The sequence below is a fragment of the Microbacterium yannicii PS01 genome (genome assembly GCF_000304335.1).
Taxonomy (GTDB): Bacteria; Actinomycetota; Actinomycetes; order Actinomycetales; family Microbacteriaceae; genus Microbacterium; species Microbacterium yannicii_A.
Map to the genome: position 1 here is coordinate 24,095 of NZ_CAJF01000026.1, position 12,120 is coordinate 36,214.

The following is a 12,120-nucleotide window of genomic DNA, read 5'->3' on the forward strand; positions in this document are numbered from 1 at the left end:
AGAGGTCTCGTACCATCGCACACGGGGCCCGGGCACGATCGACGTGAGAGCGTCGGCCGTCGCAGAGGGAAGGAGGGGCATGACATGGCGACCGATGTGATTCGCGCGTCCGTCACCATCGAGGAGGTCGCGGCCGCCGCGGGTGTCTCACGGTCGACCGTCTCGCGGGTCGTCAACGGTTCGACGGCCGTCAGTCCCGAAGCGCTCGAGGCCGTTCAGCGTGCGATATCGGAGCTGAACTACGTGCCCAACCGGGCGGCGCGCTCGCTCGCGAGCCACAAGACGCACGCGATCGCCCTCATCGTGCCCGAAGACACCACGCGCTTCTTCGGTGACCCGTTCTTCGCCGCCATCGTGTCAGGCATCAACGCGCGGCTGAGCAAGTCCGACTACGTCCTGAACCTCTTCATCGCGAGCGACGATCCCGGTGACAAGACCACCAGCTACGTGCGCAGCGGGGCCGTCGACGGCGCGATCGTCGTGTCGCACCACACCAGCGACACCTTCATCGATCGCATCGCCAGCATCGTGCCGGTCGTCTACGGCGGCCGCCCGGTGCGCGAGCGGGATCGCGACTACTACGTCGACATCGACAACGTGCGCGGTGCGTTCGACGCGACGGTGTACCTCATCGAGAACGGCCGTCGACGTGTCGCCACCATCACGGGGCCGCTCGACATGCCCGCCGGCATCGACCGGCTGCAGGGGTACCGTGACGCGATCACCGCCTGGGGGCTGCCCGAGCTGGCCGTCGAGGACGGCGACTTCACCGCGGCCGGCGGCGCCGATGCGATGCGCCGCATCCTCCAGTCGGACGAGCGGCCCGACGCGGTCTTCGTCGCGAGCGATCTCATGGCGCGCGGCGCGCTCGCGGTGCTCACGGCGGCCGGTGTGCGGGTGCCCGACGACATCGCGATCATGGGATTCGACGACTCGCCCGTGGCGACGACGGTCGTCCCCCCGCTGACGACCGTGCGACAGCCGTCGTTCCAGCAGGGGGAGCGCATGGCCACGGTTCTTCTCGATCTCCTCGCGGGCCGGCACCCGCGTCACGTGACGATCCTCGAGACCGAGCTCGTCATCCGCGAATCGGTCTGACCTGCCGCTACCGCGGGCCGTCGAGAGGGTCGCCGCCGAGCGGTCCGACAGCCGGGATGGGGCCGCCGTCGTCGGCACCGGTCTTGCGCCAGCGGGCCACGGCATTGCCGAGGTGATAGATCAGCAGCGCCGCGGCCGCGCCGATGACGATGGCGCCGAGCTGGAAGTCGCCCCACTGCATCGTGAACCCGGCGATCGCGATCACGAGGGCCACGGCACCGGTGTACTGGTTCACGGGCCGTGAGAAGTCGACCCGGTTGTCGACCCAGATCTTGATGCCGATGATGCCGATGAGTCCGTACAGCGCGGTGGTCACGCCGCCCAGGACGCCGGCGGGGATGGAGTTGAAGACGGCGCCGACCTTCGGCGACAGGCTGAGCAGGATCGCGACGACGCCCGCCACCCAGTACGCCGCCGTCGAGTACACGCGGGTGGCCGCCATGACGCCGATGTTCTCGCCGTACGTCGTGGTGCCCGAGCCGCCGAACGTGCCGGCGAGCGTCGTCGCCGCGCCGTCGGCGATGAGGGCGCGGCCGGTGTGCCGATTGACAGAGGCGTCGGTCATCGTGGCGACGCCGCGGACGTGCCCGACATTCTCGGCGATGAGCACGAGCACGACCGGCAGGAACATCGCGATGACGCTCCACGTGCCGGGGGAGGCGAAGTCCGCGATCTGGAACTCGGGGAGACCGACCCACGCCGCCTGGTCCACGGCAGTGAAGTCGACCTGACCAAAGAGCAGCGCCGCGATGTACCCGACGATGACGCCGAGGAAGATCGAGATGCGCCCGAGGAAGCCGCGGAACAGCACGCTGAAGAGGATCACGGCGACCAGCGTGATGGTGGCGATCCCCGGCTGCACCTGGAAGTTGCTCCACGCGACCGGTGCCAGGTTGAACCCGATCAGTGCCACGATGGCGCCCGCCACCACGGGCGGCATGAGCCGATCGATCCAGCCGAGGCCGGCGAACTGCACGATGAATCCGACGGCGGCGAGCAGGACCCCGACCGCGACGATTCCGGCCAGCGCCGAGCCCATGCCCTGCGAGGCGGTCGCGGCAGTGACGGGGGCGATGAAGGCGAAGGACGAGCCGAGATAGCTGGGCAGCTTGTTCCGCGTGATGAGCAGGAAGAGCAGCGTGCCGACGCCCGAGAACAGGAGCGTCGTCGGCACCGGGAAGCCGGTGAGGACGGGAACCAGGAAGGTCGCACCGAACATGGCGATGACGTGCTGAGCGCCGATCGCGATGGTCGCCGGCCAGCTGAGCCGTTCTTCGGGGCGCACCACGGCGCCCGGTTCGACGGTGCGGCCGTTGCCGTGCAGAGTCCACAGGGGCATGTGCGTTTCCTTGCGCTCAGAGGATGATCGACGATCACGATAGCGGGCGCAGGGCGAGGTCCCGAGTTGCCGCGGGCAAGCGTCATCCGAGAGTCTGGAGGGGTTCCCGGCATTCGCCGGCCGACTCGAGTTCGACGCGACGGAGAATTGTGACCGATTCAGCCCTTCCCGCCCCGATGGGAGGCGACACCACGGCGGCCCTCGAGCTGCGCGGACTGCACAAGCGCTTCGGGCAGAAGGTCGCGGTGGAGGATCTCAGCCTGCGGGTGCCCACCGGCTCGTTCTTTGGTCTGGTCGGTCCGAACGGCGCCGGCAAGACCACGACGCTGTCGATGGCGACGGGGCTCCTCGCACCCGATGCGGGCCAGGCGCTCGTGCACGGGGTGGATGTGTGGCGCGATCCGGTGACCGCCAAGTCGATGCTCGGCAACCTCGCCGACGGAGTGAAGCTCTTCGACCGGCTGACGGGCGAGCAGCTGGTGACCTACAACGGCCTTCTCTTCGGCGTGAGCCACGCCGAGATCGCGCAGCGGACGGCCGACCTGCTCGCGCTGATGGACATGACGGATGCCGCGGGCACGATGGTCGTGGACTACTCGGCCGGCATGACCAAGAAGATCGCGCTGGCGTGCGCCCTGGTCCACGCTCCTCGGCTGCTCGTGCTCGACGAGCCGTTCGAGTCCGTCGATCCGGTGTCGGCGGCCAACATCCAGGACATCCTGACGAGCTATGTCGGCAGCGGCGGCACCGTGATCGTCTCGAGCCACTCGATGGACCTCGTCCAGCGCATGTGCGACCACGTCGCGATCGTCGCGGCGGGCCGGCTCCTCGTCGCCGGAACCGTCGACGAGGTCCGCGGCGGCGAATCGCTGCAGGACCGCTTCGTGGAGCTGGTCGGAGGCCGCCGTCACACCGAAGGGCCGCAATGGTTGCGACGCTCCTGAGGCTGCGCTTCCGGGTCCTGGGCAATCAGCTCGCCCGCAGCCCGTGGCAGCTCATCGGCTTCCTCTTCGGCGCGCTGTACGGGCTGGGCGTGCTCGCCGGAATCGTCGCGGCGCTGGTCTTCCTCGGCTTCGCCGACCTGCAGCTGGCCTCCGACATCATCATCGGCGCAGGCTCGATGGTGACGCTCGGGTGGGCGCTCGTCCCGCTGCTCGCGTTCGGCGTCGACACGACGCTCGATCCGGAGCGGCTCGTCGTCTTCCCGATGACCCTCGGGCGCATGATGGTGGCGCTGACGGTCGCCGGTGTCTGCGGCATCCCCGGCATCATCACGTCCGTCGCGACCCTCGCGACGATCGCGACCTGGGCGCACTGGCCGGCCGCGATCGCGGCATGGGTGCTCAGCGCGCCGCTGGCGGTGCTGACCGCCGTCGTGGCGTCGCGCGCCGTGGCAGCGCTCGCCTCGGGTCTGGGAAGCGGACGCCGCTTCCGCGAGGTGTCGGGCATCCTCATCTTCATTCCGATCATCCTCGCCGGGCCGATCATCGCGGCGCTCGCGACGGGCTTCGCGGTCAACATCGACAGCGTCCGCGCGCTGCTCGCCGTCCTCGGCTGGACCCCGCTCGGCGCCGCATGGGCCATTCCCGCGGATGCCGCGTCCGGCGACCTGCTCGCCGCGGGTGCCAAGCTGCTCATCGCGCTGGCCACGCTCGGCGTCCTCTGGCTGGTGTGGCGTTCGTCGCTCGCGCGGTCGCTCGTGCGCCCGCATCAGAACTCGGCCGGATCTGCGGTCAAGCCGGGCGCGCTCGGCTGGTTCGGTCGTGTGCCGACGGGAGCTGCCGGGGCGATCTTCGCGCGGTCGCTCACCTACTGGACGAAAGACCCCCGCTACCTCCGGCAGCTGATCGGTGCTCCGCTCGTTCCGCTGCTGCTGTGGTTCTACGCGCGCAACGGCGACCCGTGGGGGCCCCTGTCGTTCGCGGGCCCCATCATCGCGGTGATCATCGGGATCGTGGTCTACGCCGACATCTCGTACGACGGCACGGCGTTCGGCACCCAGCTCATCACCGGGGCGTCCGGACGCGCCGATCGCATCGGACGCATGCTCGCCGCCGGTGCGGTCGCCCTGCCGCTGGTGCTGCTCGCCGCCGTGCTGCCGTTCGTCTTCTCCGGCGACTGGACTCAGTTCCCCGGCATCCTCGGCATGTCGGTCGGGATCCTGCTCACCTGCTACGGGGTCTGCGCGGTGACATCGGCGCAGCTCGTCGTTCCCGTCGCCGGGTCGGGCGACAACCCGTTCAAGCGCGTGCCCGGCACGACGTTCCTGCAGGGCCTGGCGTTCATGGGCATCTGGCTGGTCGCGCTGGTGCTCTCCGCGCCCGCCGTGGTCATCGGGCTCATCGGGTTCTTCACCGCCAGTGCGATGCTCAGCGGGATCGCAGGGCTCGTCGGGATCGTGCTCGGCAGCGCGGTGTTCGTCGGCGGCATCCTGCTGGGAGGCCGCATGCTCGACCGCAGCGCGCCGCTGCTGCTGTCGCGCCTCAAGGCGATGAAGAACGCCTGACCGGATGCCGCCGCCCGGCTGATCGTCACCGAATCGTCACAGGTGCGCGCCTCCTTCGAGACACCCTGGGCGGAGGATAGGAGAATGAGGCGGTCAACGCTGGTCGGCGTCGTGGTGGGCGCGGTCGTCGTGGCCGGAGTGGCGGCCGCGGTCGCCCTGTCGATCGGCGGCCAGGAGCCGGCAGCCGCGCCGACCTCATCCTCCGTCGCCGCTCCGACCGAAGCGGGCGCGACGCCGTCCGCGACTTCGAGCCCTGAGTCCACGAGCCCCGCCGAGACGCCGGGGTCCGCACCGGGTGCTGACGCCGCGCCCGGCGCATATGTCGACTTCAGCGACGCTGCGCTCGCCGACGCTGAGGGCACGCGGGTGCTCTTCTTCCACGCGCCGTGGTGCCCGCAGTGCCGGGCGCTCGAGGCGGACATCGCCGCGACGGGTGTTCCTTCCGGCGTCACGGTGCTGAAGGTCGACTACGACTCGCGACAGGACCTGCGCCAGCGCTACGGCGTGACCATCCAGACGACCGTCGTCGCACTCGACGACGCCGGCGACGGAGTGGCGACGTTCGTCGCCTACGACGACCCCACGCTCGACTCGGCGCTCACCGGACTCGGCCTCGGCTGATGCTCGCGCTGACGCTGGTCTCTTTCGCGGCCGGCGTGCTCACGGTGCTCGCTCCCTGCGTCCTTCCGCTGTTGCCGGTGATCATCGGGGGCACAGCGGTGCGAGCGGGCGCGACGACCCAGGCAGCGGAGCGCCAGTGGTTCCGTCCTCTCGTCATCGCGGCATCCCTCGCCGTGTCGGTCGTCGTGTTCACCCTTCTTCTCAAGGCGACGACCGCCCTCTTGGGTGTCCCGGCATGGGTGTGGCAGGTCGCGTCGGGGACGATCGTCGCGCTGCTCGGGCTGACCATGCTCTTCCCGGTGCTCTGGGAGCGTCTGACGGTCGCCGCGGGCTGGCAGGCGGGTGGCGGACGGCTGCTCGATCGCGGCTACCGTCGCGGCGGACTCGCCGGTGACGTCGCGCTCGGCGCGGCGCTCGGCCCGGCCTTCAGCAGCTGCAGCCCCACATACGCCTTGATCGTCGCGACGGTGCTGCCTGCCACCTTCGCCGCGGGAGTGCTCTACATATCGGCCTATGCGGCGGGGCTCGCGCTGGCCCTGCTCGGCATCGCGCTCGCCGGGGCGGCACTCATCCGCCGGCTCGGCTGGCTGGCCGACCCGCACGGCGTGTTCCGGCGCGTGATCGGAGCTCTGCTCGTTCTCGTCGGGCTGGCGGTGGCGCTCGGGTGGGACCGCGCGCTGCAGGCGTGGGTGCTCGAGCAGGGGTGGTACGGACCGATCGAGAACCTGGAGCGCATGCTTCTCGGGTGAGCTTTCGCGGCGACGAAGGCCGGGGTCGGGCCGGGTCAGGTCAGGCCGAGGTGAGGCGGTCGAGCAGCTCGCGGTAGCGGGCGGCGGTGCGCTCGACGATGTCGGCAGGAAGCTCGGGCGGAGTGCCCTGCCTGTCCCAATTCGCGGCGAGCCAGTCGCGCACGATCTGCTTGTCGAAGCTCGCCATCCGCTCTTCCGGCGTGGTCCCCGCCGCCCAGGCCTCGGCGTCCCAGTAGCGCGACGAGTCGCTCGTGAGCACCTCGTCGGCGAGGGTCATGACGCCGTTCTCGTCCAGCCCGAACTCGAACTTGGTGTCGGCGAGGATCACGCCGCGGGATTCCGCCGTGCGAGCGGCGCGGGCGTAGATCTCGAGCGACAGCGCCCGCAGCTCCTCCGCACGCTCGGGCCCGACGATTTCCTCCGACCGCTCGAACGTGATGTTCTCGTCGTGCTCGCCCATCGGCGCCTTGAAGGCGGGGGTGTAGATCGGCTCGGGCAGTCGGTCGCCGTTCGACAGCCCGGCGGGCAGCGCGATGCCGCACACCGTCCCGTTCTCGCGATACTCGGCCCAGCCCGAACCGGTGATGAAGCCGCGCACGACGCACTCGATCGGCTGCATGTCGAGGCTCTTCACGACCATCGACCGGCCGGTGACGGCATCCGGGATCAGGTTCTTCAGATCGTCGGCCGTGTTCGCCTCGCCGTCGTCGCCGGGCGTGAGCACGTGGGACGGGGCGAGATGATTCGGGATGCCGCGGCCGCCGTCCGCGCCGGCGAGCTGGTCGAACCACCACAGGCTGAGGGTGGTCAGCAGCACGCCCTTGCCCGGGATCCCCGGCGAGAGCACGTGGTCGAAGGCGCTCACCCGGTCGCTCGCGACGACGAGCATCCGCTCGGGTCTCGCGGTCGCCGAGCCGGTCGAGGGGTCGGCCGGGACGTACAGGTCCCGCACCTTGCCCGAGTACACATGGCGCCAGCCGGGCAGGTCGAGCGGGGCGGGAGAGGGGGATGCGACCGTCACCCGCCCATTATCCCGGGCGCGCGGCCCGGCTCAGCCGCGGGGTGTGATCTCGTCGAGGTAGGCGAAGGCCTCGGCGAGGAGCGGTGACCAGACCTCGGGCTGGTCCGGACCGAGAATGAGCCACTCCCGCATGGTCCGGTTCCGGATCACCATGCGCTCGGCCGTGCCGTCTGCCACGAGCTCGTCGGCGCGGGCTTCGGGCACCTTGACGACGAGACTGCCGAGGTGTCCGACGAACGCGAAGACCTTGCCCCGGATGCGCAGGCCCTCACTGCCGAACATCGGCCCGAAGTCGACGCCGTCGCGTTCGAGATACGTGGCCGCGATCGGATCGAAGATCGCGTGCGCCCGTTCGGCGGCTGCGGCATCCGTCATGGGGTCCAGGGTAGGGCGAAAGCGGGGCACGCACACTTGTCAAGTAGTGGCGAAGGTTCCTGGTGAGGGCCACGATGAGGGCATGACCGGACTCGCTGTCATCCTGCTCATCGTCGGAATCGTGCTGCTGCTGCTCGGCGTCTTCGTCGAAGCGGTGAAGTTCCTGCTGTGGATCGGGCTGGTGATCATCATCATCGCCGTGATCGCCTGGCTGATGCGCTTCATCCGCCGTCAGACCTGACCTGGGAGCTTGCCGGTATCCTCCCCGCCAGGCGGCAGCGCGGCGTAGCCTGAGCACAGCAAGAGATGTCCCGGACCCCGGCATCGTCGGATCGCACCCTCATGCGACCGAGAGATCGGGGCTGGGACGATGACTGACCAACTCTCCCGCGGCGAACGAACCACCGCACGGCGCAACGATCGAGGCGTCAACGACTTCACCGAGCTGGCGAAGATCGTCGGTGCGAGCGGACTGATGCGACGCCGCTACGGGTACTACTGGACCAAGCTGGCGGGTTCTGTCGTCGTCCTGGCCGCGGCGCTCGCCGCGTTCGTCGTCGTCGGCGACACGTGGTGGCAGCTGTTCACGGCCGTCGCGCTGGCCGTCGTGTTCACGCAGATCGCGATGCTGGGCCATGACGCCGCCCACCGCCAGATCTTCATCTCGGGGCGCTGGAACGACTGGACCTCGCTCGTCCTGGGCAACCTTCTCGTCGGCATGAGCTACGGGTGGTGGCAGCACAAGCACACCCGCCACCACGCGAACCCCAACAAGGTCGGGTCCGACCCCGACATCGAGCTGCCCGTGGTGTCGTTCACACCCGACCAGGTCGAGCAGCGAGCCAGGAGGCACGGCCGCGCGCTGGCCTGGCTCATGGCCCATCAGGGCCTGTTCTTCTTCCCGATCCTGCTGCTCGAGGGGCTCTCGCTCCACGCCTCAGGCGTGCGCCGCGTCTTCTCGCGGGCGCCGCTGCGGCGTCGAGGTGTCGAGATCGTCTTCCTCGCGACTCGAATCGTCGGGTATCTCGCCCTGGTCTTCCTCGTGCTGTCGCCGGGGATCGCCGCCGTCTTCCTCGCAGTGCAGCTCGGCGCGTTCGGCTTCTACATGGGCATGGTCTTCGCGCCGAACCACAAGGGGATGCCGCTCGTCCCCGCACGCGCCAAGCTCGACTTTCTGCGGCGGCAGGTGCTGATGAGCCGCAACATCCGCGGCGGCCGAGTGCTCGACGTCGTCATGGGCGGGCTGAACTACCAGATCGAGCACCACCTGTTCCCCTCGATGCCGCGCCCGCATCTCAGAGCCGCATCGACGACGATCCGGGCCTACTGCGCCGCACACGACGTCCGTTACACCGAGACGGGCCTTCGCGAGTCGTACGGGATCGTCACGCGGTACATCAATCGGGTCGGACTCGGCGAGCGAGACCCGTTCGAGTGCCCGATGCTGCAGGCCCGTCAGGCGGTCTGAGGGACTGCTCGGGCTCAGTCCTCGACGACGCGAGCGGCGATGTCGGTGCGGTGCTGACCGCCCTCGAGCCCGATCTGGGCCACCGCGCGGTAGACCCGGTCGCGGGCCTCGGTGAACGTCGTGCCGAGCCCGACGACGTTGAGCACGCGTCCGCCGGTCGCGACGAGCCCGCCGTCGGATTCGGCGGTCGCCGCGTGTGCGAGGTGCACGCCCTCGACGGCCTCGGCCGCCTGCAGCCCGCTGAGCGGGCGGCCGGTCACCGGTGCCGCGGGGTAGCCCTCGCTCGCCAGCACGACGGTGACGGCGACGGCGTCGGCGAACGCCGGCTTCGGGCGGTCTTCGAGATTTCCGGATGCCGCGGCCAGCAGCAGCTCGGACAGCGGGTCGACGAGCCGCGGCAGCACCACCTGCGTCTCGGGGTCGCCGAAGCGGGCGTTGAACTCGATCACCTTGACGCCGGCGTCGGTGAGGATGAGCCCCGCGTACAGAAGCCCGATGAAGGGGGTGCCCTCGGCATCCAGCCGGCGGATCACCGGCTCGGCGACCTCGCGCGTGACAAGGTCGACGAACTCGTCTTCGCCGCCGAAGCGCTCCGACAGCCAAGGCAGGGGAGAGTAGGCGCCCATGCCGCCGGTGTTGGGGCCCTCGTCGCCGTCGAGCAGGCGCTTGAAGTCCTGGGCTGGGCTCAGCGCGACGACGTGGTCGCCGTCGCTGAGGAAGAAGAGCGACACCTCGGGACCGTCGAGGAACTCCTCGACGAGCACGGGGCCCGACAGCAGGTACGCGTCGGCGTGAGCGAGCGCCGCGTCGCGGTCGGAGGTGACGATGACGCCCTTGCCGGCGGCGAGGCCGTCGGCCTTGACCACGTACGGAGCGCCGAGCTGATCGAAGGCCGCCTCGACCTCCGGCCGGCTCGCGGCCCGGACCGCACGGCCGGTCGGCACGCCCGCGGCGCCCATGATCCGCTTCGCGAACGCCTTCGAGCCCTCGAGCTGCGCGGCCGCCTTGCCCGGTCCGAACACCGGGACGCCCTGCTCGCGCACCGCGTCGGCGACGCCCGCGACGAGCGGTGCCTCGGGACCGATCACGACGAGGTCGATGTGATTCTCGTTGGCGAAGTTCGTCACCGCGGCCGGATCGTCGGCGTCGACCGCGACCAGCTGCGCATCCTGCGCGATGCCGGCGTTGCCGGGAGCGGCGAAGATCTCGTGGTCCGCCTCCTCCGCACGCAGGGCGAGGATGATGGCGTGCTCACGCGCGCCCGAGCCGAGGACCAGGATCTTCACCCGGCCAGCCTACCCAGCGTGACGTCCCCGGGCCGGCGTGCCTGGCTGCGGGTGATGCGGTCCCGGCGGCAGGCTGCGCGGAGTGAACGGTGGTCGCCGCCCGCGAGATTCCGCGGATGCGCGCGTCGTCGGGTCGCCGCGGCCTGCGCTCGGGCGCGTTTCGCCCCGCGCGACGCGACTGTGCGCGGCCCGGCGTACCGTGGGAGGGTGCCCCGCAGAATCTCGACCGACGACGGCCGCGCGGCCCTCAGCGCGGTGCGCGCGGCGGCCGAGGCATCCGTCGCTCCCTCGCGCACCGATCACGCCACCGCCGTCCGCTACCTGCTGCAGCTCCTGGCCGAGAAGGCGCCGGGCAACTCGGTCGAGGTGCGGGTTCCGCCGTTCGGCGCGGTACAGGTCGTCGAAGGCCCGCGGCACACGCGGGGCACGCCGCCGAACATCGTCGAGACCGATCCCACAACCTGGATCGCGCTCGCGACCGGTGCCGAGCACTGGACGGATGCCGCGTCCGCCGGCCGCATCCTCGCCTCGGGCACGCGCGCCGACATCTCGGACCTGCTGCCGCTGCGGCCCTGAGAGTCCACCTCTTCCCGAGCGCATCGGGGCGGGGAGTGGGACAATGGAGACATGCCCGAGCACAGCCAGGATCACATCGAGTCCCTCCGGGTGCGCCGCGCGCCGAAGATCTCGGTCTTCCTCATCGCCGGTGCCGTGCTCGGGGTCGTCGTCGCGTTGATCCTGACGTTCGCGTTCGACGGCACATCCGAGGTCAGTCCCAACACCGGCGTCGTGTATTCGCAGGGCCAGGTGTTCGGTTTCCTCACTCTCGTCTGCGTCCCCATCGGCCTCGCGCTCGCCGGCGTGGTGGCGCTGATCTTCGACCGCCGCTCCCGGCAGCACACGCGCCAGGTCACGGTCGACCACGAGTCGGTGCACGTCGATCCCGAGCCGGGCAGCAACGGGCACGGCCGCGCCCACTGAGCTCAGCCGAGTGCGCCCCCTCCGGCGCGTCCGTGATGTTGAGCCTCAGGCGAGCTCGGCGATGATCGGATGGATCGCGGCATCGAAGGCCGCGACATCGCCCCGCAGCCCGTCGGTGACGGCGATCGTCAGGGATCCGATCCACCACACGCCGCGCTGACTCAGCGGGAGCACCTGCACGTTGAGCTCGAACGAGTGAGCCCGGCGCCCGATCTGGCGCTCGTATTCGGCGATCGCGCTCGCGTACGCGCGATAGGCGGTGCCGGTGCCATGCGACGCGTCGCGCCGGTATCGCGCGTTGGCCGACTGGGCGAAGGCGACCGCCTCCGAACCGAACGGCGTTACTGCGGCGCGGAGCTCATCGGCTCCCTCGGAGGGAAGGGCGAGGAGCGTGTCGAATCCGTCGACCAGTTCGAGCGGCACGAGAGAGGGGTGGGCCTGCGGCTCGACCGTCATGGCCCAGTACTCGCGCCACTGCCGCTCGAGCAGGGCCTGCGCGGTCTCTTCGCGATCGTTGGCCCGCGGCGGGATCCCTCGCAGATGCGGAAGCTCTTCCGGAGAGCGGATGCCGAGGACCTGGCGCAGATAGAGGGCAAGAAGCACCGGCTGACCGGCGTCTTCGCGGATCAGCCACTCTGGAGCCCCAGCGCCGCCCATGGTCCCATCCTAGTTCGGG

14 protein-coding genes are annotated in these 12,120 nt (G+C 70.3%); 9 read left to right on the forward strand and 5 right to left on the reverse strand.

All coding sequences use genetic code 11. The features are described 5' to 3' along the window. Positions 1-84 precede the first annotated feature (84 nt). Positions 85-1,098, forward strand: a complete 1,014-nt coding sequence (locus WYM_RS14130; RefSeq protein WP_019181499.1) for a LacI family DNA-binding transcriptional regulator — start codon at positions 85-87, stop codon at positions 1,096-1,098. Positions 1,099-1,105: 7 nt separating this feature from the next. On the opposite strand, the gene WYM_RS14135 is transcribed toward WYM_RS14130, so the two are convergent. Further along, positions 1,106-2,437 carry a uracil-xanthine permease family protein gene (locus WYM_RS14135; protein WP_019181500.1) on the reverse strand — a complete coding sequence of 444 codons (1,332 nt, stop codon included), beginning with the start codon at positions 2,435-2,437 and terminating at the stop codon, positions 1,106-1,108. Between the two features lie 176 nt (positions 2,438-2,613). Between WYM_RS14135 and WYM_RS14140 the strand changes: the two genes are divergently transcribed. The 4 genes from WYM_RS14140 to WYM_RS14155 all read left to right on the forward strand — a co-directional run bounded on the left by WYM_RS14140 (position 2,614) and on the right by WYM_RS14155 (position 6,313). Beyond that, entirely contained in the window at positions 2,614-3,381 is a 768-nt protein-coding gene (locus tag WYM_RS14140) for an ABC transporter ATP-binding protein (RefSeq protein WP_019181501.1), read from the forward strand. Further along, complete coding sequence (locus tag WYM_RS14145; RefSeq protein WP_019181502.1) at positions 3,363-4,943, forward strand: hypothetical protein; 1,581 nt, start codon at positions 3,363-3,365, stop codon at positions 4,941-4,943. The genes WYM_RS14140 and WYM_RS14145 overlap by 19 nt, the downstream gene beginning before the upstream one ends. An 84-nt stretch (positions 4,944-5,027) precedes the next feature. Then, the gene (locus WYM_RS14150; protein ID WP_019181503.1) at positions 5,028-5,564 is read left to right on the forward strand and encodes a thioredoxin family protein; all 537 of its coding nucleotides are present in this window, start codon (positions 5,028-5,030) and stop codon (positions 5,562-5,564) included. After that, the gene (locus WYM_RS14155) at positions 5,564-6,313 is read left to right on the forward strand and encodes a cytochrome c biogenesis CcdA family protein (protein ID WP_019181504.1); all 750 of its coding nucleotides are present in this window, start codon (positions 5,564-5,566) and stop codon (positions 6,311-6,313) included. Before WYM_RS14150 ends, WYM_RS14155 begins: the two co-directional genes overlap by 1 nt. 40 nt (positions 6,314-6,353) lie before the next feature. Here the strand turns inward: WYM_RS14155 and WYM_RS14160 are convergent, their stop codons facing one another. Together WYM_RS14160 and WYM_RS14165 are read right to left on the reverse strand one after the other, a co-directional pair. After that, the gene (locus WYM_RS14160; protein WP_019181505.1) at positions 6,354-7,334 is read right to left on the reverse strand and encodes a phosphoribosylaminoimidazolesuccinocarboxamide synthase; all 981 of its coding nucleotides are present in this window, start codon (positions 7,332-7,334) and stop codon (positions 6,354-6,356) included. Between the two features lie 30 nt (positions 7,335-7,364). Continuing rightward, a complete protein-coding gene (locus tag WYM_RS14165) occupies positions 7,365-7,709 on the reverse strand; it encodes a hypothetical protein (protein WP_019181506.1) in 345 nt (114 codons plus the stop codon). An 82-nt stretch (positions 7,710-7,791) separates the two neighbouring features. On the opposite strand from WYM_RS14165, the gene WYM_RS21990 reads away from it, so the two are divergent. Further along, positions 7,792-7,950 carry a hypothetical protein gene (locus WYM_RS21990; protein ID WP_019181507.1) on the forward strand — a complete coding sequence of 53 codons (159 nt, stop codon included), beginning with the start codon at positions 7,792-7,794 and terminating at the stop codon, positions 7,948-7,950. A 129-nt stretch (positions 7,951-8,079) separates the two neighbouring features. Beyond that, positions 8,080-9,177: a fatty acid desaturase family protein gene (locus WYM_RS14175; protein ID WP_019181508.1), complete on the forward strand. Its 1,098-nt coding sequence runs from the start codon at positions 8,080-8,082 to the stop codon at positions 9,175-9,177. Positions 9,178-9,191: 14 nt separating this feature from the next. Here the strand turns inward: WYM_RS14175 and purD are convergent, their stop codons facing one another. After that, on the reverse strand, positions 9,192-10,463 hold the full coding sequence (gene purD / locus WYM_RS14180) for a phosphoribosylamine--glycine ligase (RefSeq protein ID WP_019181509.1): 1,272 nt from the start codon (positions 10,461-10,463) through the stop codon (positions 9,192-9,194). 207 nt (positions 10,464-10,670) lie between these two features. Here purD and WYM_RS14185 point away from each other — a divergent pair, with 207 nt between their 5' ends. Both WYM_RS14185 and WYM_RS20335 read left to right on the forward strand, forming a co-directional pair. Continuing rightward, the gene (locus WYM_RS14185) at positions 10,671-11,039 is read left to right on the forward strand and encodes a sterol carrier family protein (RefSeq protein ID WP_019181510.1); all 369 of its coding nucleotides are present in this window, start codon (positions 10,671-10,673) and stop codon (positions 11,037-11,039) included. Between the two features lie 51 nt (positions 11,040-11,090). After that, the gene (locus WYM_RS20335) at positions 11,091-11,444 is read left to right on the forward strand and encodes a hypothetical protein (RefSeq protein WP_019181511.1); all 354 of its coding nucleotides are present in this window, start codon (positions 11,091-11,093) and stop codon (positions 11,442-11,444) included. 45 nt (positions 11,445-11,489) lie between these two features. Here WYM_RS20335 and WYM_RS20340 read toward each other — a convergent pair whose 3' ends face one another. Further along, the gene (locus WYM_RS20340) at positions 11,490-12,101 is read right to left on the reverse strand and encodes a hypothetical protein (RefSeq protein ID WP_040569384.1); all 612 of its coding nucleotides are present in this window, start codon (positions 12,099-12,101) and stop codon (positions 11,490-11,492) included. Positions 12,102-12,120 lie beyond the last annotated feature (19 nt).